The 22,007-nt window shown below is 39.4% G+C and carries 21 protein-coding genes; 11 read left to right on the top strand and 10 right to left on the bottom strand.

Going from position 1 to position 22,007, the window contains the following annotated elements:
* Positions 1 to 25: 25 nt before the first annotated feature.
* The gene (ltaE, locus tag DC498_RS18005; RefSeq protein WP_116875541.1) at positions 26 to 1,042 is read right to left on the bottom strand and encodes a low-specificity L-threonine aldolase; all 1,017 of its coding nucleotides are present in this window, start codon (positions 1,040 to 1,042) and stop codon (positions 26 to 28) included.
* Positions 1,043 to 1,385: 343 nt separating this feature from the next.
* On the opposite strand from ltaE, the gene DC498_RS18000 reads away from it, so the two are divergent.
* The 6 genes from DC498_RS18000 to DC498_RS17975 all read left to right on the top strand — a co-directional run bounded on the left by DC498_RS18000 (position 1,386) and on the right by DC498_RS17975 (position 8,534).
* Positions 1,386 to 2,243: a sigma-70 family RNA polymerase sigma factor gene (locus tag DC498_RS18000; RefSeq protein WP_116875540.1), complete on the top strand. Its 858-nt coding sequence runs from the start codon at positions 1,386 to 1,388 to the stop codon at positions 2,241 to 2,243.
* 266 nt (positions 2,244 to 2,509) lie between these two features.
* Positions 2,510 to 3,457, top strand: coding sequence for a thioredoxin-disulfide reductase (trxB, locus tag DC498_RS17995; protein WP_116875539.1), 948 nt, complete (start codon positions 2,510 to 2,512; stop codon positions 3,455 to 3,457).
* Between the two features lie 196 nt (positions 3,458 to 3,653).
* Positions 3,654 to 4,010 (top strand): dihydroneopterin aldolase, encoded by a 357-nt coding sequence (folB, locus tag DC498_RS17990; protein WP_116875538.1) that lies wholly within the window; start codon positions 3,654 to 3,656, stop codon positions 4,008 to 4,010.
* The gene (locus DC498_RS17985) at positions 4,011 to 4,763 is read left to right on the top strand and encodes a hypothetical protein (protein ID WP_116875537.1); all 753 of its coding nucleotides are present in this window, start codon (positions 4,011 to 4,013) and stop codon (positions 4,761 to 4,763) included. It begins immediately after the preceding gene.
* A 124-nt stretch (positions 4,764 to 4,887) separates the two neighbouring features.
* Positions 4,888 to 6,846: a M1 family metallopeptidase gene (locus DC498_RS17980; protein WP_206197679.1), complete on the top strand. Its 1,959-nt coding sequence runs from the start codon at positions 4,888 to 4,890 to the stop codon at positions 6,844 to 6,846.
* 566 nt (positions 6,847 to 7,412) lie between these two features.
* Positions 7,413 to 8,534, top strand: coding sequence for a GNAT family N-acetyltransferase (locus DC498_RS17975; RefSeq protein ID WP_116875535.1), 1,122 nt, complete (start codon positions 7,413 to 7,415; stop codon positions 8,532 to 8,534).
* Between the two features lie 37 nt (positions 8,535 to 8,571).
* Here the strand turns inward: DC498_RS17975 and DC498_RS17970 are convergent, their stop codons facing one another.
* Positions 8,572 to 9,417, bottom strand: coding sequence for an MBL fold metallo-hydrolase (locus tag DC498_RS17970; protein WP_116875534.1), 846 nt, complete (start codon positions 9,415 to 9,417; stop codon positions 8,572 to 8,574).
* A gap of 104 nt (positions 9,418 to 9,521) precedes the next feature.
* On the opposite strand from DC498_RS17970, the gene DC498_RS17965 reads away from it, so the two are divergent.
* Positions 9,522 to 10,013: a YajQ family cyclic di-GMP-binding protein gene (locus DC498_RS17965; protein ID WP_116875533.1), complete on the top strand. Its 492-nt coding sequence runs from the start codon at positions 9,522 to 9,524 to the stop codon at positions 10,011 to 10,013.
* Between the two features lie 282 nt (positions 10,014 to 10,295).
* Here the strand turns inward: DC498_RS17965 and DC498_RS26220 are convergent, their stop codons facing one another.
* Positions 10,296 to 10,442 (bottom strand): hypothetical protein, encoded by a 147-nt coding sequence (locus DC498_RS26220; protein WP_165813884.1) that lies wholly within the window; start codon positions 10,440 to 10,442, stop codon positions 10,296 to 10,298.
* A gap of 80 nt (positions 10,443 to 10,522) precedes the next feature.
* Here DC498_RS26220 and DC498_RS17960 point away from each other — a divergent pair, with 80 nt between their 5' ends.
* A complete protein-coding gene (locus DC498_RS17960) occupies positions 10,523 to 11,554 on the top strand; it encodes a toll/interleukin-1 receptor domain-containing protein (RefSeq protein ID WP_116875532.1) in 1,032 nt (343 codons plus the stop codon).
* 53 nt (positions 11,555 to 11,607) lie between these two features.
* Here the strand turns inward: DC498_RS17960 and DC498_RS17955 are convergent, their stop codons facing one another.
* On the bottom strand, positions 11,608 to 12,531 hold the full coding sequence (locus tag DC498_RS17955) for an SPFH domain-containing protein (RefSeq protein ID WP_116875583.1): 924 nt from the start codon (positions 12,529 to 12,531) through the stop codon (positions 11,608 to 11,610).
* Positions 12,532 to 12,661: 130 nt separating this feature from the next.
* Here DC498_RS17955 and DC498_RS17950 point away from each other — a divergent pair, with 130 nt between their 5' ends.
* Positions 12,662 to 13,639 (top strand): YpdA family putative bacillithiol disulfide reductase, encoded by a 978-nt coding sequence (locus DC498_RS17950; RefSeq protein WP_116875531.1) that lies wholly within the window; start codon positions 12,662 to 12,664, stop codon positions 13,637 to 13,639.
* A gap of 47 nt (positions 13,640 to 13,686) precedes the next feature.
* Here the strand turns inward: DC498_RS17950 and DC498_RS17945 are convergent, their stop codons facing one another.
* The 3 genes from DC498_RS17945 to DC498_RS17935 all read right to left on the bottom strand — a co-directional run bounded on the left by DC498_RS17945 (position 13,687) and on the right by DC498_RS17935 (position 16,287).
* Positions 13,687 to 14,184 carry a hypothetical protein gene (locus DC498_RS17945; RefSeq protein WP_116875530.1) on the bottom strand — a complete coding sequence of 166 codons (498 nt, stop codon included), beginning with the start codon at positions 14,182 to 14,184 and terminating at the stop codon, positions 13,687 to 13,689.
* A gap of 438 nt (positions 14,185 to 14,622) precedes the next feature.
* Complete coding sequence (locus DC498_RS17940; protein ID WP_116875582.1) at positions 14,623 to 15,234, bottom strand: 7-carboxy-7-deazaguanine synthase QueE; 612 nt, start codon at positions 15,232 to 15,234, stop codon at positions 14,623 to 14,625.
* Positions 15,235 to 15,414: 180 nt separating this feature from the next.
* Positions 15,415 to 16,287 carry a bifunctional 5,10-methylenetetrahydrofolate dehydrogenase/5,10-methenyltetrahydrofolate cyclohydrolase gene (locus DC498_RS17935; RefSeq protein ID WP_116875529.1) on the bottom strand — a complete coding sequence of 291 codons (873 nt, stop codon included), beginning with the start codon at positions 16,285 to 16,287 and terminating at the stop codon, positions 15,415 to 15,417.
* A gap of 57 nt (positions 16,288 to 16,344) precedes the next feature.
* Here DC498_RS17935 and DC498_RS17930 point away from each other — a divergent pair, with 57 nt between their 5' ends.
* Together DC498_RS17930 and DC498_RS17925 are read left to right on the top strand one after the other, a co-directional pair.
* A complete protein-coding gene (locus tag DC498_RS17930) occupies positions 16,345 to 17,532 on the top strand; it encodes a pyridoxal phosphate-dependent aminotransferase (RefSeq protein WP_116875581.1) in 1,188 nt (395 codons plus the stop codon).
* 64 nt (positions 17,533 to 17,596) lie between these two features.
* Positions 17,597 to 18,541: a hypothetical protein gene (locus DC498_RS17925; protein WP_116875528.1), complete on the top strand. Its 945-nt coding sequence runs from the start codon at positions 17,597 to 17,599 to the stop codon at positions 18,539 to 18,541.
* A gap of 31 nt (positions 18,542 to 18,572) precedes the next feature.
* Here the strand turns inward: DC498_RS17925 and DC498_RS17920 are convergent, their stop codons facing one another.
* From DC498_RS17920 to DC498_RS17910, 3 genes are all read right to left on the bottom strand, one after another.
* Positions 18,573 to 18,884, bottom strand: a complete 312-nt coding sequence (locus DC498_RS17920) for a DUF3467 domain-containing protein (protein WP_116875527.1) — start codon at positions 18,882 to 18,884, stop codon at positions 18,573 to 18,575.
* Positions 18,885 to 18,957: 73 nt separating this feature from the next.
* On the bottom strand, positions 18,958 to 21,003 hold the full coding sequence (locus tag DC498_RS17915; RefSeq protein WP_116875526.1) for a ComEA family DNA-binding protein: 2,046 nt from the start codon (positions 21,001 to 21,003) through the stop codon (positions 18,958 to 18,960).
* A complete protein-coding gene (locus tag DC498_RS17910; protein WP_116875525.1) occupies positions 21,000 to 21,827 on the bottom strand; it encodes a hypothetical protein in 828 nt (275 codons plus the stop codon). Before DC498_RS17910 ends, DC498_RS17915 begins: the two co-directional genes overlap by 4 nt.
* Positions 21,828 to 22,007: the final 180 nt, after the last annotated feature.

Genomic DNA, 22,007 nt, shown 5'->3' with positions numbered 1-22,007 from the left:
TCATTATATTCCAATTTGCAATCCTTTATAATTGCTGAATAACCTGCCCGGCATAATCAACCATTTTCGGTGTGATATCCAAATGAAATACAAATCTTATTTGCCGTTCTGCAACAGGAACAGCGAGAATATTTTTTGCCCTGAGTTTTTCTGTAATATCTCTTGCCTTTATATCTGGCTTAACTTCAAAAATAATAATATTGGTTTCTACCGGAAGCATACTGTTCACAAAGTTTGCCTTTTGCAAAAGTGTGGCTATATATTTTGCGTGTTTATGATCTTCTTCCAAACGGGTAATATTATTGTTGAGCGCGTATAAGCCCGCTGCAGCCAGGTATCCTGCCTGCCGCATGCCGCCGCCAAATATTTTCCGTATTCTTCTTGCTTTTTGAATAAAATCCTTTTTCCCCAGCAGCAGGCTTCCTACCGGTGCACCAAGACTTTTGCTGAGGCAAATAGAAATACTGTCGAACAGTCTGCCATATTCAACAGCGGTTTCTTTTCTTGCTACCAAAGCATTAAAAAGCCTTGCACCATCAAGATGCAGTTTCAAATTATTTTTTTCACAAACGGCTTTAATGTTTTCAATTTCTTTAACATCATAGCAACTGCCGCCTCCGCGGTTGGAAGTATTTTCAAGGCTTACAAGCGAGCTTTTTGCCTTGTGTATATCATCCGGGTTAATGGATTGTTCCACCTGGGGGGCATTTATCCGTCCACGGTCTCCTTCTACCAGCTTTACCTGGCAACCGGCATTAAATGCAATGCCACCCCCTTCATATTGATATACATGGGACTGCCTGTCGCAAATCACTTCTTCTGCAGGCTGGGTGTGGCATTTTATGGCAATCTGGTTGGTCATGGTACCGCTGGGGCAAAACAAAGCAGCTTCTTTCGTAAAAAGCCGGGCAGCAAAATGTTCAAGTGTGTTTACGGTGGGGTCTTCCCCAAAAACATCATCACCCACAGGTGCACTGTGCATAGCCTCGAGCATGGCAGGGGATGGCTTGGTAACGGTATCGGAGCGAAAATCTACGATCATGGACATATAATTTAAATTCAGCGCCTTAAAAATAGTGCATAGGTCAATCTCTGCAATAGGTAAATGCACTTAAGTGCAATATTTTGCAATCGTTTGCGCATTTATTTTAAGATTATTTTACTGTTCAGGTGACACTTTTTTCCTTAAACATTATGATATCTGAAGTTTGCGTATTAATTTTGTCAATCGTCTCAGCACAGTTGGGGAATTAAATAACATCATGTTTGCATTTCTGTTGCAACACTTTAGCCCTTCTTTACTGTCTTACAGGCGTAAAAACTATATGATTCCTTTATCCAGCTTGTATTTATTTAATTCAAATCTTTAGACCAATTGTTAAGATATGAGACAACTTAAAATAGCTACCCAAATTACTAACCGTGATTCACAGGCGGTAGAAAAGTATTTACAGGAAATATCTAAAATATCAATGATCACACCTGAAGAAGAAACTGTGCTTGCACAGCGTATTAAGATGGGAGATCAGCGGGCTTTGGATAAATTAGTTCAGGCTAACCTCAGGTTCGTTGTATCTGTTGCCAAACAATATCAACATCAGGGTTTGTCTTTGAGTGATCTTATTAATGAGGGAAATCTTGGTTTGATCAAAGCCGCACAGCGATTTGATGAAACCAAAGGTTTTAAATTTATTTCATACGCTGTATGGTGGATTCGCCAGTCTATTTTACAGGCTTTGGCAGAACAGGGTCGTTTGGTGCGTTTGCCGCAAAATAAAATTGGTACTTATAATAAAGCCAATAAAGCCTATATGGCATTTGAGCAGGAGCATGAGCGTGAACCAAGTACAGAAGAGCTTGCAGAGCTCCTGGAAATGAGTGAAACTGAAATTAATAATATCTTTCAAAGCAACACACGTCATACATCATTGGATGCCCCGGTTCACGAAGCAGAAGATGTAGCTATGGGTGATTTGCTTGAAGGTGGAGATGAAACGGATGATGATGTAATGAAGGATTCTCTCCGTAATGAAATACGCAGGGTATTGAAGTCATTGAGCCCACGCGAAGCTGAGATCGTTAATGCTTATTTTGGTTTGGATGGCGAGAATGGTGTTACTATTGAACAAATCGGACAGAAATACGATTTAACAAAAGAGCGTATCCGCCAGATTAAAGAAAGAGCGATCAAGCGTTTACAGAAAGCACGCTACAGCAGCTCATTGAAAGCGTACCTGGGATAATTAATTATTCGTTCTTACATTCATATTCCCGGTGTTGGTATAAAAGCCTGCACCGGGTTTTTGTTAATCTGCCAGCTTTAAGCGTAGATTAAAAGGAGGATTGTCCTGCCTGATATCCACATGATATCCCGTTTCTTCTTATGTAACTTTTGTTCTGTATTTGGTTAAGCTTTTAGCGTTAATTTTGCAGAATTTTATTTGTGTTTGATTTCTTTAACAGAAACAGGCAGCGATTATATGAATGGTTTAAGCGTTAAAAAAAAGTTATGGAGACAACAGCATCAGAAAAAGTACATTGCCTGATTATAGGTTCCGGACCTGCGGGCTATACCGCGGCTATTTATGCGTCAAGAGCAAATCTTAAACCGGTGTTATACCAGGGCATTCAACCCGGCGGACAGTTGACTATTACTACTGAGGTTGAAAATTACCCGGGATACCCTGACGGCGTGCAGGGACCTGATATGATGGTTCATTTTGAGAAACAGGCAGCGAGAATGGGCGCCGATATACGATTCGGGCTGGCAACAAAGGTTGATTTTTCGCAGCAGCCATATAAAGTATGGGTTGATGATGATAAGCTGATTGAAGCTGACGCTGTAATTATAGCAACAGGCGCGTCTGCAAAATGGCTTGGGCTGGAAAGTGAGCAAAGGTTGAATGGCTTTGGCGTAAGTGCATGCGCGGTTTGTGATGGATTTTTCTTTAAGGGAAAAGAGGTAGCAATAGTAGGCGCAGGCGATACTGCTGCAGAGGAAGCTTTGTATCTTTCTAAATTATGCACTACTGTGCACATGTTTGTTCGCCGCGATGAAATGAGGGCTTCTAAAGTTATGCAGGAAAGAGTGCAGCGTACACCAAACATCAAAATATACTGGAACACTTCCACGGAAGAAATAATCGGTGAGAAAAAAACCGAGGCTGTTCGTATTAAGAATACAAAAACCGGGGAAACCCAAACTATTCCTGTCAGCGGATTTTTTGTAGCAATAGGTCATGAACCTAATTCAGGTATATTTAAAGACTGGCTGACGATGGATGAAGCAGGTTATATTAAGACACAACCCGGAACATCAAAAACAAATATTGAAGGTGTTTTCGCGGCGGGTGATGTACAGGATAAGATTTATCGCCAGGCAGTAACTGCTGCCGGCAGCGGCTGCATGGCTGCACTGGATGCAGAAAGATATTTGGGAGAGAAGGGATTGCATTAAGAAAGGAGAAGGTGAAAGGCGTAGGGTAGAGGGAGAAGTGGAGGTGATAAATTATAAATGGTGAGTCAGTTAACTGAATTCAAACAATTTATTTCCAGGACAATATTGTTAAAAATCTCATTCATTAAGAAGGCAGCCGCTTAGATTTATTCGTCTTTAAAGAGGTCAGGCAGGGCTGCAACTGATTTATTTTATTATGATCAAAATCTCCCTTCATCAATTAAAATTTCATGCCTATCACGGGTTATATGAGGAGGAAAAGAAAACGGGTAATGATTTTGAGGTAAATCTTGATGCATGGTTTGAGGAGCCGGCAGATATTATAAGGCAGCTTAATCAAACCATTAATTATGCTACGCTTTACAGCCTTGTAAAAAAGCGCATGAGCATACCCGAACCATTGCTGGAAACCATCGCTATGGATATTGCCCTGCAATCAAAGGCCCAATTCCCTGTTATTTGTGAAATTAACGTTTCTGTTAGAAAAGTTAACCCACCCATGCTTAATTTTCAGGGTCAAACTGAAGTTAGTTTTCATAAAAAATATGAATAGATGAAGTATGCGATTTTATCGGTTATGGCTTTGGCTTTTGCCTGTATAATATATGCGCAGGATGTTGACGCGCTTATTAAAGAAGCCGAAAAGCATGAACGGGATTTAAAGGAAACCGATGCGTTGAATAAGTATAAAGACATACTTGCTGTACAGCCGGAAAACGTAAAAGCGCTCTGGAAATCAGCGGAACTTACCGGCAGGATCGGCAACAGGTTAAAAGATGAAAAACTGAGGAGCGCTCAGTTTGAAATAGCTAAAACCTATGCGCTTGCAGCATTAAAAGCCGGTCACCAGGATGCTGATGCCAATTATGCAGTGGCTGTAACTGCCATGCGTTTTGCAACCGTTACCGGGGGCAAAGAGCGGGCACGCTATTTACGCGATATGAAAAATTATGCGGATTCGGCTCTGCTTATAAATCCCAATCATGCACGGGCTTTATATATATCAGGTAAGTGGAATTTTGAGATAGTGCAAATGAATGTAGCAGATAAGGCTGCGGTAAAAGTATTGTTTGGCGGCATGCCTAAAGCCTCTTTGGATGATGCCATTATAAGTTTTGAAAAAGCCAGGGCTGCTGATCCTTTTCTTATGATTGATTATCTTGATCTTGCCAATGCTTATATAAAATTTCATCGTACGGATAAAGCAATTGAAGTGCTCAATAAAATGATAAAGCTTCCGCCACGTACGGAAGATGATATGGGGTTGAAAGCTGAAGGAAAAGCGCTGCTTGCCTCTCTTCAGTAATAATAACGAGCCATTCATAAAATAAAAACCGGAAGCATCCCTGCTTTATTTATTTTAGCCATTTATTTTTAACGCCGGATGGGCTTTATTACAAGTGTACATCCATTAAAAACATCAATATATCATGAGAAAAACAATAACAGGACTTGTACTGTTACTATCTGTGCAAATGGGAATAGCCCAAACCTCAACCCCAGTCTCTAACTATGATTATCATACTTTATTTTCTCCGTTATTTTACACCAATAACGGTAATGAATACCGCGCAGCCAATGGAGAGCCCGGACCGGCATACTGGCAGAATAAAGCGGATTATACCATTGATGCCAGCCTTGATGATGCTAAAAGTGAAGTAAAGGGTACGGTAATATTAACGTACAGGAATAATAGTCCTCAAAACCTGCCATATATCTGGCTTCAGCTCGATCAGAATTTATTTAACGACTCTTCAAGGGGACAGGCTAAAATGCCGCCCATCGGCCGCAGCCGCTATGGTGATGCCAATAGTACTTTCAAAGGTGGATTTAAACTTGCTTCCGTAAAATTGGTTAGTGGTTCATCTGAAACCAATGCGGATTACCTGGTAACTGACACACGTATGCAGGTTCGTCTTGCAAAACCGGTTGCAGCCAAAGGAGGAGAGTTAAAATTGAAAATTGAATTTTCATATACTATTCCGCAATATGGTGCCGACAGAACAGGTATTCTTAATACAAAGAATGGCGACATCTTTGCCGTAGCGCAGTGGTATCCGCGTATGTGCGTGTTTGATGATGTGCGTGGATGGAACACTGACCCTTACCTGGGCGCCAGTGAATTTTATCTTGAATATGGTGATTTCAACGTGAATATAACAGCTCCGGCCTCAATGGTCGTTGTTGGCTCAGGTGAATTGCTTAATCCTGCTGATGTAATGACCACACAGCAGTTGCAACGCTATAACCAGGCAAAAGAAAGTGATAAAACAGTTATCATCAGGGGAGCTAATGAAGTAACAGATGCTAAATCACGCCCTTCAAAACCATCACTTACCTGGAAATTTAAGATCACCAATTCAAGAGATTTTGCATGGGCAGCATCAAAAGCATTTATTTGGGATGCCGCTAAAATAAATTTACCCAGTGGCAAAAAAGCACTGGCAATGTCGGTGTATCCGGTTGAGTCAGACGGAAAAAATGCCTGGGGAAGATCAACAGAGTATACAAAAGCTTCTATTGAAAATTACTCCAAAAGGTGGTATGAGTTTCCTTATCCTGCAGCGGTAAATGTAGCAAGCAATGTGGGCGGTATGGAATATCCTGGCATAGTATTTTGCGGCTCAAGAGCTACAAATGCAGGCTTGTGGGGAGTTACAGATCATGAGTTTGGGCACACCTGGTACCCGATGATTGTGGGCAGCAATGAAAGAAGATATGGTTGGATGGATGAAGGGTTTAATACATTTATCAATAATATTTCTGCCGGAGATTTTAATAAAGGTGAATACAAACGCCCTGCAAGAAATGCGCACCAGACTTCTTATATGTTCGGACCGCAAATGGAATCTATATACAACACGCCTGATGGTATGAAAGAAAGAAATATAGGAAACCTGCTGTACATGAAGCCCGGGTATGCTCTTGGATTGCTTCGTGATTATGTATTGGGGGTTGACAGGTTTGATTATGCTTTCAGAAAATATACCAGCGACTGGGCATTCAAGCATCCAACACCATGGGATTTTTTCCGCAGCATGGAGAATAGCGCGGGCGAAGACCTTTCATGGTTTTGGAGAAGTGCATTTTTAAACAGCTATGCATTAGACCAGGCAATAACAAAAGTGGAATACCTGAATGGTGATTTTAAACAGGGTGCATTAGTGACATTAGAAAATAACGGACAGATGGCTATGCCTGTTGTTATTGAATATACAACTGCAAATGGCAAAACTGCAAGAAAAACATTGCCAGTGGAAGTATGGCAGAATAATGCCACATGGGTTACCAAATTACCCACAACCGAAGAAGTTACCAAGGTTGTGATTGATCCTGACAATGCGTTTCCTGATTCAAATAGTGATAATAATACATGGAGTAAGCAATAAAAAAGTAATAGTGGATAAAATGAAAAAGAGAATGTATCAAAAATAAACGAAGGCTCTAAGAACCGTCTAAACGACTACCTGTCTTCATAAGGTGCACCCGGATAAAAAGAGGCTGTCTTCTGAAATAAGAGACAGCCTCTTTAGTGTTGGGGTTAAATATAAACACTTCCGAGTATTGTGGATTCGTATAAATGGGAGAAGTAATTTTATGCCGCTTCAGGAATTTGGATTGCTTCTCCCATAATTGTACAGATTCGCAATGACGCCAAGCGGTTGGGCTAATGTATATTTTGCTTTGATGCTGATTGTAAATCTAAAGCAATTTTAGCATGACTGCGATCCTGGCCATAGCTTGTATTGACTTTACTACTGTGGTAGGAGAAGCAACCTCAGCATAGCATTAGTAACTAAATAATAGGTCATTGGCGGTCTGAGCATGCCAACAACTCAACCTGTTGCTCGACGAAATAACCTCAATTCCGGAAGCTGTGGAATTGTGACAGTTCAAATGCATCCGCCAATACCTTTTTTTATGTTATTTTGTGTAACACAGTATTAAAACAAGCATGCAGATTTTAGAAGTAAACAACAATCAAACAAAAAAACTATTTCTTGACCTTCCGCGGAGATTATATAAAAACGATCCAAACTGGATATGTCCGCTTGATAATGATATTACATCGGTATTTGACCCCGCTAAAAACAATTTTCATAAGCATGGTAAATGCACCCGCTGGATATTAAAAAATGAAAAAGGAGCAATTATTGGCAGGATAGCTGCATTTGTGAATGAAAAAAAAGCTTTCCAGTTTGAACAGCCTACAGGCGGCTGTGGTTTTTTTGAGTGTATTGATAACCAGGATGCGGCCGACCTTTTATTTGATACCGCCAAAAATTGGTTAACGGCTAATGGTATGAAAGCAATGCTGGGGCCAATCAATTTTGGTGAAAATGATATGTGGTGGGGACTGTTGGTAGATGGTTACAGTATGCCTTATTATGGTATGAACTACCATTTGCCTTACTATAAAAGGCTGTTTGAACGATATGGTTTTACTCCGGCCTATGAGCAGATATCAAACAGGATAGAAGTATATAAACCTTTTCCGGAAAGATTTACAAAGATTGCAGAATGGGTGGTGAAAAAAAACGGGTATCATTTTGAACATCTCGACAAAACGAAGTTTGAAAAATTTGCCGCGGATTTTAAAGAAATATACAATGATGCATGGAAAGACTTTGAACATTTTACGCCAATAACAGATATCACCATAAGAGAGACTTTTGAAAAAATGAAAGTGATCATGGATGAAAGGCTGATATGGTTTTCATATGTAAACGGGGAGCCCGCGTCTTTGATCGTTATTGTTCCGGATGTAAATGAACTTATTTATAACCTGGATGGTAAGCTGAATATTATAGGGAAATTAAAATTCCTTATTAATAAAATGGGCAAAAGGAATAAAAGAATGAGAGCGGTTATAATGGGCACCAAACAAAAATTCCAAAAGCACGGGTTGGAATCTGCCATGTTTATTAAACTGAAAGAATATGTGCTTCCGCTAAATCAATATGAAGAGCTGGAGCTGTCGTGGGTTGGCGATTTTAATACTAAAATGCTGGCTATTCATGAAGCTACCGGGGCAGCATTCTCAAAAAAACATATTACCTATAGTATTACGTTTTAAATGAGTTATTTTCTGTAAAAAATTGCGCATGGGATATTTATAATTGCTCACTGTTCCAGTGCCCGCCAATAGGTAATATGGTATAAGATTGTTGCAGCGCTCCGGCTTTTAAAGCAAATAGTTCGGGGTCAGTAGTGTTAAAAGTAAACATATCATAATGGCAGGGAATGATATGTTTTATGCCGGCCGCCCTGCCCAATTCTGCCGCCTCTTCTGTATTTAAATTTCCGGCAACACCCCGTGCAGGATCGTTACCGTTTATAGGAAGCATTGCAAGATCAATTTTGAAAGCGGATAATATATTGTCCAGTCCGTCATACCACAATGTATCACCACTATGGTAAATAGTCCATTTGCCGAATTTGATTATATACCCAAGATATCTGCACAGTCCTTTTTCATCGCGGTCAATAGTATTATGTGCAGCAGGAATGGCGTGAAAGGTAAAATCACCGATGGTTATTTGTTCCCCGTCATTTAATCCTACCGGAAAATCAGCAGGCATTTTTATCCGTTCTGCAACAAAGCTCCTGTTGGCTTCAGGAATGATAAAATGAATGCCCGGATTATTGTTGAAAACCGGTATCAGCGTTTCCGCATCCAAATGATCTGTATGATTATGACTTGAAGAAACGATCAGTATATCATTCAGTAATTCAGGTTTTACTACCCTTTCACTCATGCGTATATGTGGCTTATGGGTGTTTGCATATTTTTTTGTGAGTGAATCGGAGAGATAGGGATCAATCAAAATCTTTTTTCCCTGCCATAGTAAAAGATAACCACTCTGTCCCAACCACCATATATGAAAATGGTTGTTGTCAGATTGGTATGCTTCTACCTGTTTTAGTAGTGCTTCGTCTTTTATTATAGCTGGTATCATAAATATTTATTAATGATGCAGGTTGCAAGTTACCGGTTCGCAATGGAATTTTTGATGTATCAAAATAAGCGCATTTCATTATTTTTGTTTTTTAAACTTTTGTTATGCCTTCATTTGATATTGTAAGTAAAGTAGATGCACAGGCGCTGGATAATGCAGTGAATGTTACCAGGAAAGAAATTACCAACCGCTTTGATTTCAAGGATGCTCATGTTGTGATTGATCTCAATAAAAAAGAATATAAGCTGAATCTCGAAACAGACGGAGATATGCAGATGCGGCAGTTGCTGGATGTGTTGGTTAGCCGTGCACATAAACAGGGTATAGCCCCGGAAGCCTTCGATCTCTCAAAAGAAGGCGCTCAAAGTGGTAAGATATGGAAGAAAGAAGTATTGGTCAGGAATGGTTTGAAGCAGGAAGACGCAAAAAAAATTGTAAAACACATCAAAGATTCAGGGCTTAAGGTACAGGCTTCTATTAATGATGACCTGGTAAGAGTGACCGGTAAAAAAATAGATGACCTGCAGGCTTTAATACAGGCGTCTAAAGGCTGGGGACTGGAAATTCCACTGCAATATGAGAATATGCGTTCTTAATAAGCTGGGTTACAGGTTACAGGTTTCAGGTTACAAATTACAGGTTTGAGCCGTAGCTGATACCTGATAGCTGACAGCTAAAATGTGCTGAACCTGTTCTTAACCACTGATTTTATTGCATTTCCGGTGCATAACTATGTGCGTACAGGGTGCATATTAAACAGGGGAAAAATTTGGAAAACGCCTGATCATAATAGTATCTTTAATGAACAAACGCTACGATATCTGGAAACAGAAATAGTAGCATAGAGAAGCGGAAATCCGTCAGAAGATGGAAGCCTCTCACGAAAGCATCGGGTTAAGTATGATAAAGGCGAAAGCCGGAAGCAATACAAAACTTGATGCTTTTTCTTTTTGATATTCCTGCCTGGTTTCTCTTTCAACAAAAATTATAGAATATCCATTACGACTGCGTAAATTAGCTTTCATTTACGTTCCCTATAAATGAACCACGCATATCTGTGTAAACTCCGGCTTTTTCAACTTATTAAACCAATTAAATAACATTAATGCCTTCACCGCAAACCTCCCAACGGAAAAAGATATTCATAAGCTATCGTGTACAGGATACAGCAGCGGATACCGGCCGGCTTGTAGATTCGCTGAAACAGGTTTTTTCTGAAGACCAGATATTCATGGATATTGAAAAGCTGGAACCAGGCGTTGATTTCAGGGTAGCGCTTGCAAAATCTCTCGAAACATGCGATGTACTTTTTGCGGTTATCGGACCCGGATGGATTGGCACAGATAAAAATGGTAATCCCCGTATCAGGCAATCAGAAGACTGGGTGAGGATTGAACTGGAAACAGCGCTTAAAAGAGATATCCGTGTAATTCCTGTCCTGGTACGTGACGCTTCTCTTCCCCAGCCTGAAGAATTGCCTGAATCGTTATATCCTTTGCTGAACAGGCAAACTTATGAGATCAGCAATAAGCGCTGGAAGTACGATACAGACCAGTTAATAAACTTTTTAAAGCAAATAGGATTTAAACCTAAAAAGGTGGATATACCATTGCCAGCGCAAAATGGTGGTATTGGTAAATGGCTTATTTATGGATTGATTGGTTTAGCTGTGGTAGTAATAGCTGTGCTAATGTTTGAAACAACACGCGGTACCAAAGCCCGGGAAAAGATAGTTACTGATAATCCGGCTTATGATTCGCCAAAGTCAAACAATAATAAATCCAATCCGAATATAGTTGTTAAAGACCCTGAACCGGTGCAGGAAGAGAAAATTGCTGATATTCCCGCAAACGTGGGTGGTGCATGGTATGATGCTGCTAATCAATATACCATGTACATTACTCAATCAGGTAATACGCTGGAACTGAAAAGTGTAAGTGTGGCTGGTATTACTACAGGAGAAGGCGTGGGGACTATTGATGGCAACAACATTAACTTTAAAGTTCAACTTTATAATGTTGGCGTTATATCCGGCTCAGCCGCCGTTCCGGGGGATAATAATGTTTTAAACGGAAAATTTATAATCACCAATAATGGGGCTTCATATACAGAACCCTTTTACTGGACCAGGCAGTAAAAGGGTTCTTATTATTTTCATTTAAGGTTATGCACACACCCGGAAAGAGAAACTTACTGCTTATCCGGGTTCATTAAACTCAATATCTGTTTCATTGTTTTTTGCATACCCTCGCTGCTGCCATCCAGGAAAATGGTATTGCCTTTACCAACTTCAGCAAAGTTTTTAATGGCTTCAGTCCACATGCTGAATAGAATTACATTAGTGTCAAGGTTTGCCTGTTTCATTTGCTCCGCAGCCTGGCTCATACCTTTTGCTACTTCTTCGCGGAATAACGCCACACCCTGTCCACGAAGCTGTGCTGCCTGTCTTTCTGCTTCTGCAGCTATTTTAATGGCATTACCTTCTGCCTCCGCAGATTTTGTTTTGGTGATGAGCAAAGCCTGCCCTTCATTTTCAGCAGCAGCTTTCAGGTTATTGCTGGCAACCACTTTACTCATACTATCCAGGATCATTTTATCAAAAGTAATATCATTGATCTGGAGGTCTAATAAATGATAGCCCCAGTCTTCCAGCAGGTGGTCGATTTGCTCCTTTACATATTCCACAATTTCTTTGCGTAGCCCTAATATTTCTGCCTGCTTTTTTGTAGCAACAAAGGAGCGTATTGTTCCTTCAATGGTTCTGGTGAGCGCCTGCATAAGGTCACGCTCGCTGATAAATTTAAAGGCTACTTTTTTTATGGTTTCTTCTTCCGCGTTTTGTACGGCATACAGCAGCATGCTTTTAAAGTACACATTTGCCTGGTCAGATGTTACGGCCTGAAATTCCATTTCAACCGAACGGTTTTGTATAGAAACACGACGGTATATCTGTTCTAATAGAGGGATTTTAAAATTCAATCCGGGCTTAAGTATACGCCTGTATTTTCCAAACATGGTAATAACTGAAATAGTGCCCTGGTTAACGGTAACCAAACCACTAAAAATGATGATGATAATAACCAGTATCCAGGCATAGTTAAAAAATTCGCTCATAAAAGGGGTTTTAATAAGTTGAAAATAGCGTTTTTTTTGATCATACCTTTGCAAACAATATTGATTGCAACCTATAGGCGCTCCCTGCATAGGTTTACAGGAATTATTTTAATCTAAAAGAGGATATTACATGAAGCTTGATATTATCATTATTGGCGGAGGACCTATAGGACTGGCCTGTGCACTGCAAGCTAAGAAGCACGGCCTGGAATATTGTGTACTTGAAAAAGGTTGTCTTGTTAATTCGCTTTACAATTATCCCTATAACATGACATTCTTCTCTACATCTGAAAAGCTGGAGATAGGAGGAGTGCCGTTTGTTTCCATCGCTTCAAAACCTACCCGCAACGAAGCATTAGAATATTACAGGCGTGTTACTTTGGCTAATGACCTGAATGTACGCCTGCAGGAAAAGGTACAATCTATTGTGCCTGTAAACGGAGGTTATGAAATCACTACAACAAGAGAAAAGTATATTTCAACATACATCGTTATTGCAACCGGGTTTTATGATTTGCCGGTATTGATGAATATACCCGGAGAAACGCTGCCTAAAGTAACCCATTACTACAAGGAGCCTCATTTTTACGCTATGCAAAAAGTAGTGGTGGTGGGCGCTAATAATTCCGCGGTAGACGCGGCGTTGGAAACCTATCGCAAGGGAGCAGATGTAACAATGGTTATTAAACAAAATGAAATAGGAAAAAGGGTTAAATATTGGGTGAAGCCTGATATAGAAAACCGGATCGCCGAAGGAAGCATCAAAGCTTTTTTCAATTCAACTTTATCAGCTATTTATGAAGACAGGGTTGATATAAAAACACCTGACGGTATGGTTACCATTCCGAATGATTATGTAATTGCTGCAACAGGTTATCAACCGCAATTTGATTTTTTGAAAAAGGCAGGCATTACTTTATCTGATGATGACATATTAAAACCGACATATGATCCATTAACTATGGAAAGTAATATGAAAAATATCTACCTGGCCGGTGTGGTTTGCGGGGGCATGGATACACATACCTGGTTTATTGAAAACTCAAGGGAACATGCGGATATTATTATAGCTGATATCGCAGGTAAACAGAGAGCAGCCGCAATATAAATTTGTAAAAAGTATAACGGGTTTTGTGATTCTTCAACTTTTGTAACCTATCTCACTAAGGTTGCATCAAAAATGTGCAAAGCTTCATTGCTTATGCCATCAAATGAATTACAGCCATAAAAGGAAAATATATTTTTCCCTTCATAGGTTTGTAAAGACATTTCCGCATAGCTGTTTATATTTTCGGAATAGTCTTTTGCTTTCCCGGTAAAATAATATTCAATATGGTCATTTGCCTGGCTGACTTTAAACAACCTCATTTCATAAGTTTTATATTTCAAATCAGAAGAAATATTGGAAATGATTTCCAGTTGATTTTTTTCAATATACTTAATTGAAAATGTTCCTTCCTGGTTTTCTATAGCTTTTTGCTGTATGGTTTCGCTATTTGTTTTTGACCAGGAAAATGCACCTCTGTATTCGCCGATGATGTTTCTGCTTTCGTTGTATTCTATCGGATGTAATGCTGTGTCAGTAGCACTGTTTTCTTTTTTGCATGAAAAGAAAGTAAACGAGAACAACGTGATAAAAAGAAATGTTTTCATGGATCAGAATAAATGTTGGACAAGTAAACGGGGGTATATATTGCATATTGTAATGGCGATTTCCTCTTCTTTAACCCTGATATTTGCTTATCGAAAGTATAGCGCATCTTAACCGGAATTTTTAACTATCCGGCGAAATAACAAGAGCATAATATTTTTTGCGGAATATGTATTTTATCGGATGATAAAAGCTGCCGGGTACATTTTCGATGCAATTCTTCAAAAGAGCTTTTACAAAAAAAGGCGGCATTTGCTGCCGCCGTTGTACCCTGGTGTTATATATTAACCGTCCCGTTTTTTTAATTTGATATCTGTCGTAAATGTATAGACGAAGTTTTAAGATTCTTAAAACATTGAGCAAACGGTTGAATTTTTCGAGTGATTGGTAAAGAAAAATGAAACAGAAAATGATCTTTACAATTACCTAATGGTAAATGATTAAGGAATATTAAGATATTTATGTACCTGCAGGCTGAGTTGCCATTGCGGATGTTCCTTAATATATGCTATAATAAGTGGTGTCATAACCTGTGCTTTGCTCCATTCCGGCTGAAGATACAATTTGCATTTACTGCTTACCTGTTTTTCAAACTGCTCAGCCCATTTAAAATCAGATTTATTATATGCCACTACTTTCAATTCATCCGCTTGCGAAAGTATTTCAGGCAATGGTGCTTTAAATTTTTTGGGTGATAAGCAAATCCAGTCCCAGGTTCCGGACAAAGGGCTGCTTCCCGAAGTTTCAATATGTGTTCTGAATCCAGCTTGCTTTAATGAAGTAGTTAATTCATCGAGATGATGCATTAAAGGTTCGCCACCGGTAACCACAGCAATTACATTATTGTTTTGAGGAGAAGCGCATTGCCCGGGAATTTCCTTCAATGCTTCTGTAATAATAGTGTAAGTTTCTTTTTGCGGATGGGCATTTGCATTCCAGCTTTCTTTTACATCACACCAAACACAGCCCACATCGCAACCGCCAAGCCGTATAAAATACGCAGCCTTACCCTGGTGCATACCTTCGCCCTGCAATGTGTAAAATGCCTCCATTACAGGAAGCGTTTGTTTTTCTATATCAACTACTGTTTCCAAACGCACGTTTTGTTTTAAGTTACAGGTTTTGGGTTTGAAGTTTCAGGTTTTCAGTTTAAGGGTAACGATATACTACGTCAACTTTAAACCATAAACTGCAAACCACAAACTTTCCCCAATCTCAAATTTCAAATCTTTTCACTTTCCTTCCGCTGCAAGCAATGTGTTTTTCATCAGTGCGGCAATGGTCATAGCACCTACACCACCAGGTACAGGGGTTATATAACTGCATTTAGGGGCTACAGCTTCAAAATCCACATCGCCTTTAATAGCGTATCCTTTCTTTTTGGTTTTGTCTTCTACTCTTGTAATACCTACATCAATTACCACTGCGCCTTCTTTTACCATATCCGCTTTCAGAAACTCCGGTTTACCTAAAGCGGCAACGATAATATCGGCCTGCAAACAAATTTCTTTCATGTTTTTTGTATGCGAGTGGCATAAAGTTACCGTGCAATTGCCAGTTGCCGTATTCTGGCTCAGCAGAATACTCATTGGTCTGCCCACAATATTACTTCTGCCGATCACCACAGCGTGTTTGCCTTTGGTTTCAATATTATAATGCTCTAGCAATAATAAAATGCCATAGGGTGTGGCAGGGATATAGGCAGGTTGCCCCTGCACCATTTTGCCTATATTGGAAGGATGAAAACCGTCTACATCTTTTTCAGCGGCAATGGCATTGATTACCTTTTCTTCCGAAATCTGTTTGGGAAGCGGTAGCTGAACCAGTATACCGTCAATAGCGGCGTCCGCATTTAGTTCCTCAATCTTTTTTAATAAAGTGGCTTCATCTATGGTATCTTCATAGCGGATCAATGTAGACTCAAAACCTATTTCCCCGCAGGTTTTTACTTTTGAAGCCACATAAGTTTCGCTGGCGCCATTGGTACCAATTAATATAGCCACGAGGTGTGGCGTTTTTTTACCTTCCTGCTTAAGTGTATCTACTTTCTTTTTCAGGTCATCCTTTACAGCCTGTGAAACTAATTTACCATCCAGTATTTGCATGGCGCAAAGGTAGAATTGAAAACCCAAAGATCAAAAGGCAAATCATATCTTTGTAATATGTTATCCATCAGCAACAGGGGGCGGGTAATGCCCGCTTCTCCCATAAGAAAATTGGTTCCTTATGCGGAAAAAGCAAAACAGAAAGGAATTAAAGTATATCATTTAAATATCGGCCAGCCTGATATAGAAACACCAGCGCTTGAATTGGATGCCGTTCGGCGGTCAAATTTTAAAATATTGGAATATAGCCATAGCGCAGGCAATGAAAGCTATCGCCGCAAGCTGACAGGTTATTACCAAAAGCAACAAATTACTGTTGATTATACTGATATTATTATTACCACCGGTGGTTCTGAAGCTATCTTGTTTGCCATGATGAGCTGCATGGATGCCGGTGATGAAGTGATTACACCTGAGCCGTTCTATGCTAATTACAATGGTTTTGCTATTGAAGCAGGGGTAAAGGTTATACCTGTTCCATCTTCTATTGAAAGTGGTTTTGCATTACCTCCCATAGAGGATTTTGAGCAAAAGATCACCAGTCGCACCAAGGCTATTTTAATCTGCAATCCCAATAATCCTACAGGGTATTTATACAGCCGCGAAGAATTGGAAATACTTAAAACAATAGTAAAAAAGCATAACCTGTTTTTGTTTTCAGATGAGGCTTACCGCGAGTTTTGCTATGCAGGCGGGCATTTCAGCGCTATGCGTTTAGAAGGTATTGAAGAAAATGTAATACTGCTGGATACCATTTCAAAAAGATATAGTTCCTGCGGGGCAAGAATCGGAGCAATGATCACAAAAAATAAGCAGGTAATTGAAACAGCGCTCAAGTTTGCGCAGGCGAGGTTAAGCCCGCCTGGTTTTGGTCAGATTGCCGGGGAAGCTGCACTTGATTTACCTGATAATTATTTTGACGCTACAAAAGCGGAATACAAATTAAGAAGAGATACGCTTGTAAAAAGGCTGAATGGTATACCGGGTGTTTTTTGCCCGGATCCCGGCGGTGCTTTTTACGCGATGGCTAAGCTACCGGTTGATGATAGTGATAAATTTTGCCAGTGGATACTCGAATCCTTCTCATACAATAACCAGACCGTAATGATGGCGCCGGGAACCGGTTTTTACAGCACACCCGGTTTGGGAAAAAATGAAGTACGCTTTGCCTATGTGCTGAATGTGGATGCCATAAACAATGCAATGGATTGCTTGGAGAAAGCGCTTGAGGAGTATGAAAAGTGAGATGATAAAGGTGAAAATTCGATGCTTTAGCATCTCATATTTACCCTGATTCTGACATGGTTTTATGACAACTATAATTGCCCGGCGGCATTTTTACAAATTTTATCTCTCTATTATCTTTGGAACATTATTTTTTGTGACTCTTGCGACATTTTTACTATTTATTTATATTAAGTCTGTCGGAAAAGAACAATTAATGCCTTCCAGAATATTGATGCCTGTATTTAGCATTGTATGCTATTTTTTTGCAGCATATACTCTTTACCGGTATATAAAAAATGTACCGAAGATTGAGCTGAATAAAAATTTTATCGCCTTTAACAAAGAAGTGTTCGCACTATGTGATATCAAATCAGTTGTATTTACAGGTAAACGCCCATTTAAATATCTTGTTGATTTTCCAATGGAGGCAGCTACATTAACGTTTAATTCAGGAAAGACTAAGTATATATTTGATGAAATGTATGCTAATTCAGCAGAAATAAAATCATTTTTAAAACATCAGGTAATTGATAAAGCAGCGTTTTTTCCAACTATAGTCCCTTTGCCTGATAGTAATATTGTGGAAGGAGATTCTTATGTAATATTCAGAGGTGAGCAATTGACATCCATACGAGGACTTATGTTATGGGGGTTTATTGTTTTTATTGTGTATCTTCTCATAAGTGTTAAAAGTCCTAACCCTTCTGCTTCATTTTTTATTGTGTCTGGATTTGCGGTATTCTGGTTTATCCTGTTCTCTTATCAAATGCATTATTTTAAAGTTTCTGATAATTATTTTATAGTTCGTAATCACAATTTCTTCTGGAAGAAAAAAGTATATAAAATTTCAGATATAAAAGAAGTGACATTTGAAACTCAATCAAAAATGCCCTATTGTTTACGAATAATAACAAAGGATTTCAGGAATGAACTTTATCCTGCTTCGACGTTAAGCGACGCTATGTGGTTAACGTTAAAAGAAAAATTAGAGGGCTACAATATCAATGTTAGGAATGAATGTGTATAGAAGATACGTAGGCATTAAATAATGTGTATTCCTACGCCTGTGCCGTTGGTCCTCCAAAATTCATCGGTATCTGCACTTCTTCAATATCCTGTATGGGGCCATTAGCTGCCTCAAAGCGTTTTACATTATCAATAAGCGCTTTCATAAAACGCTTGGCATGTTGAGGTGTGAGTATTATTCTTGATTTTACTTTGCTTTTGGGAGTGCCGGGCATCACATTTACAAAATCCACTACAAATTCAGCATGACTATGTGTTATAATGGCCAGGTTGGCATAAACGCCTTCTGCTACTTCTTCTGAAATTTCTATATTTAACTGGTTCGGTTGTTGTTGATCTGCCATGATGGAAGTTTGTGCAAATGTATATAACAGATATGTAGTGTAATCAAAACTTATATAAAAATCTGTTGCCGACTTAAAAATTAGCAGATAACAATACTCTTATCTCAGATTTTGTGTTGCCTGTAATTTCGTCTAAGCCGCTGCCAATGCTGGTTTTATTATTGTAAATGGATTGCCCCCATTTTATCCAGATGCTTACTGATTTTAGTATGCTGTATTTCAGGTTGAGATAATATCTTACGCCTTTATCATAAAATACCGGTACTGCATAATAGTATAATACATCGTTTTCATAAGCGTATAACCGGGAATTATAACTATCGCTTTCAAAATACTGCAACCTTGCATTGATGCTGAAACTATTTATTTTGGGTTTAAAGAAAACATCAAAAAAACCGAGGAAGCCTTTCTCCTGATTATCATTTTCCCCGGAATACCATAGCAATTCAAATCTTTGCCGGATGCTCCATGCCGGATTTAACTGGTAATTGATCTGCGTACGCCATGAACGGTTTGTAAAGTTAATGACCTCATTTAATGCGTTATCTGTTGATTTATGGTTAAGAGGTTTATTTATTGAGCGAAATCGTGTAGAAACTTCTGCCTGCTTTGAAGGCATATAAGTGCATTGCAGGAAATATTCCTGCCCCCGCGATGGCGCGTCAACCCGGTATTTCAGCCATGCGAAAGAAAATAAATCGGTATATGCATCTATCCTTATCTTGTATACCGGGCGCATATTTATGCCGGCATATAAACCTCTTTCATTTGTTGGTAAAGTGTTAACCGTAAATGCATTGCCAGAAAGCGATTGAAATTTTGCAGAGATGTTCCTGTAGAGAAACATAATATCAACTTTGCGGTCTGCACTAACCAGCAGACCATTCAGCGTAGCCATATTGTTATTTTTATCAACAGCCGTTTCACCAAAAAAATGAATGTTGCGATAGGAGAAACTGTAGTCAGTACTATAATTCAGCCAGTTCTTACCGGAAAAAGCATACAGGTTATAAGGCACTTCCTTTTTTTGAATAACACTACTGAATTGATACCGTACCGCATTTATACCTATCTGCCATTTATTAGTTGCATACTTAATATTGCCTCCATAGCTGGTGAGTTGCAAGTTGCTTTTATCTTCAATCTCAGCCGGCGTTCGGTGATAGCCGGATATATGAATAGATGAAGCGATATCTTCTGAAAGTGTGTCTGTGCTGGTAAGATTAGCATCCAGTTTCCGGATGGAAATAAATCCTGTTGCCTGCCAGTGATTGATGCCTACAGTCACTGCCGCGCCCCTGTTAAAATAATATGAACCGGCAGCGTTGTAAGGTTTTAATACTGCAGATTGTCGTTTAATGTTTGCCGCATCGCCGCCTTTACCAAAGGACAATCCCTGCCAATAGATCAAACCTTGCCCCATATTTACTGTATAATCACCCAGCGCAACAGATTTGATGAGTCCGGTACCTTTTGCAAATAAATGAAAGGAATAGAAGTCAAATCCATACTTTGAACTTCCTTTAAAAAAAGTTTCACCTGCGTCTTTGGCTGCCGTTACTCCATATTGCAGCAAATTTTTGTATTGATATTTGTATCGCATCATCATCCGCGACGGGTCGCCTGCATAAAAGCTTTGCCCCGAGTCTTTGGATGAGTAACCATCACTTTGTTCAAGCGTTCTTGAATAGCGCATTACAATACTGTGTGTTCCTTTTTTCAGCCTGTTCTTAAAATCTTCTATTACGGTAATTGCATTTGTTATGGTAATGTAGGATAGTAATTTTTGTATAGTCGGGATATCCCATTCCGGCACAGCCTGCAGCTCATATATGCTGATAAGCTTTCCCAGTAATTTTCTATAGCTTATAAAATTTTCAATCTGAAGCGGGTTTAAAATTTGTAATGATTCCAGGTCTTCCACATTGGCAGTATTAAGGTTCAAAGGGCTTTTTTTAAGGTATTCCATTTGCTGCATCCAGCTATCATCGGTTGCTTCCATATCTTCATTTTGCTCCGTAATGTTTTCCATTTGCTGTTCCATACCGGCAACAGGCTGTGTTTGCGCATACACATCCAAACATAAGAACATACCTATTATGGCAAGCGGGCATTTCATTCCTTTTCCTGTTTTTTAATGCCATACAGGAGTAATATACCAGGCGATATGCCTAGCTGCTGATGCATGCTCACGGTGACATCTACCCGTAGTTCTTTAAACAAACAACCAATACCTGCATACCAGGAATGATTGGATGTAACAATGCCTGCCCTTGCAAAAAGCTGTGTAACCGGCTTATATTGAAATGAAGCATGAATGCCGGTTGTGCTTCCCTGTTCTTTTATTACTTCTATACCACTAAAAAATGAAGTTGAAAAATCATATCCCAGCCCTGCTTTATATACCGGCATCAATTTTTCTGCTGTGTGCCTGCCTAATTTGCTGCTGAGCGGGTTGTAAATATTAATGCCTGAGTGTAATTGCTCCGTAATATGGAAAATAGCGCCTGCGTCAAAATTAAAGGCAGAAGCTTTGCCGTATGACGGAATACGCAGGCTGAAGTAATTGAATTTGATACCAATATCAACTTTATCACTCAGCTTTCTGCCATAACCAACAGATAATTCTGATTCATTGTATGCTTTGTAGCCGTAATAATTGGCAGACAGGGAGAAATTTCCTGAAGCAGTTGTTTGGGCAAGAATGGCTGAATAAAGCCCCAGCTCCGTAAGTAAAAATCTTTTTTCACCATATACCGCTGCACTAAAATTTTTTACTGCCGCAAGCGCTGCAATATTATTATTGATTGAAAATACATCTGAAAAATTTTTACTGTAAGCCCCGGAAGAAGTATACCAGGCAACCACCGGTGAGCGGGCATTTTGCGATTGCGTGCAGATAGCAATACAACAAAAACAAGTAAGCAGGTTAGCGCTTTTCATGTAATGGTGTTTACAGGTTAAGGTAAGGATTTTCAGTTCAAAAACCAAAGGGTCTCAAAAGCGAAGAACAGCACATTGATATTGTTGTCTTTTTTTGATCCCCTAAAACAAACAATTGTTAGCTTTACACTGAATTTTAACGCTGCAAAGCTTAAATAGCCCAAATAAAATATTATTATT

This window comes from Terrimonas sp. (assembly GCF_003075435.1).
Classification (GTDB): domain Bacteria; phylum Bacteroidota; class Bacteroidia; order Chitinophagales; family Chitinophagaceae; genus Agriterribacter.
This window is presented reverse-complemented; position numbering and strand designations above follow the sequence as displayed.

What these genes read in the sequence shown, in the direction of transcription:
- DC498_RS17955 (WP_116875583.1), bottom strand. Translation starts at nt 12,531, where the DNA reads ATGAGCGAATTTTTTAACTATGCCTGGATACTGGTTATTATCATCATC.
- DC498_RS26220 (WP_165813884.1), bottom strand. Translation starts at nt 10,442, where the DNA reads ATGAAAGCTAATTTACGCAGTCGTAATGGATATTCTATAATTTTTGTT.
- trxB (WP_116875539.1), top strand. Translation starts at nt 2,510, where the DNA reads ATGGAGACAACAGCATCAGAAAAAGTACATTGCCTGATTATAGGTTCC.
- folB (WP_116875538.1), top strand. Translation starts at nt 3,654, where the DNA reads ATGATCAAAATCTCCCTTCATCAATTAAAATTTCATGCCTATCACGGG.
- DC498_RS17975 (WP_116875535.1), top strand. Translation starts at nt 7,413, where the DNA reads ATGCAGATTTTAGAAGTAAACAACAATCAAACAAAAAAACTATTTCTT.
- DC498_RS17960 (WP_116875532.1), top strand. Translation starts at nt 10,523, where the DNA reads ATGCCTTCACCGCAAACCTCCCAACGGAAAAAGATATTCATAAGCTAT.
- DC498_RS17945 (WP_116875530.1), bottom strand. Translation starts at nt 14,184, where the DNA reads ATGAAAACATTTCTTTTTATCACGTTGTTCTCGTTTACTTTCTTTTCA.
- DC498_RS17935 (WP_116875529.1), bottom strand. Translation starts at nt 16,287, where the DNA reads ATGCAAATACTGGATGGTAAATTAGTTTCACAGGCTGTAAAGGATGAC.
- DC498_RS17915 (WP_116875526.1), bottom strand. Translation starts at nt 21,003, where the DNA reads ATGAAATGCCCGCTTGCCATAATAGGTATGTTCTTATGTTTGGATGTG.
- DC498_RS18000 (WP_116875540.1), top strand. Translation starts at nt 1,386, where the DNA reads ATGAGACAACTTAAAATAGCTACCCAAATTACTAACCGTGATTCACAG.
- DC498_RS17930 (WP_116875581.1), top strand. Translation starts at nt 16,345, where the DNA reads ATGTTATCCATCAGCAACAGGGGGCGGGTAATGCCCGCTTCTCCCATA.
- DC498_RS17925 (WP_116875528.1), top strand. Translation starts at nt 17,597, where the DNA reads ATGACAACTATAATTGCCCGGCGGCATTTTTACAAATTTTATCTCTCT.
- DC498_RS17985 (WP_116875537.1), top strand. Translation starts at nt 4,011, where the DNA reads ATGAAGTATGCGATTTTATCGGTTATGGCTTTGGCTTTTGCCTGTATA.
- DC498_RS17940 (WP_116875582.1), bottom strand. Translation starts at nt 15,234, where the DNA reads ATGGAGGCATTTTACACATTGCAGGGCGAAGGTATGCACCAGGGTAAG.
- ltaE (WP_116875541.1), bottom strand. Translation starts at nt 1,042, where the DNA reads ATGATCGTAGATTTTCGCTCCGATACCGTTACCAAGCCATCCCCTGCC.
- DC498_RS17910 (WP_116875525.1), bottom strand. Translation starts at nt 21,827, where the DNA reads ATGAAAAGCGCTAACCTGCTTACTTGTTTTTGTTGTATTGCTATCTGC.
- DC498_RS17980 (WP_206197679.1), top strand. Translation starts at nt 4,888, where the DNA reads ATGAGAAAAACAATAACAGGACTTGTACTGTTACTATCTGTGCAAATG.
- DC498_RS17950 (WP_116875531.1), top strand. Translation starts at nt 12,662, where the DNA reads ATGAAGCTTGATATTATCATTATTGGCGGAGGACCTATAGGACTGGCC.
- DC498_RS17965 (WP_116875533.1), top strand. Translation starts at nt 9,522, where the DNA reads ATGCCTTCATTTGATATTGTAAGTAAAGTAGATGCACAGGCGCTGGAT.
- DC498_RS17970 (WP_116875534.1), bottom strand. Translation starts at nt 9,417, where the DNA reads ATGATACCAGCTATAATAAAAGACGAAGCACTACTAAAACAGGTAGAA.
- DC498_RS17920 (WP_116875527.1), bottom strand. Translation starts at nt 18,884, where the DNA reads ATGGCAGATCAACAACAACCGAACCAGTTAAATATAGAAATTTCAGAA.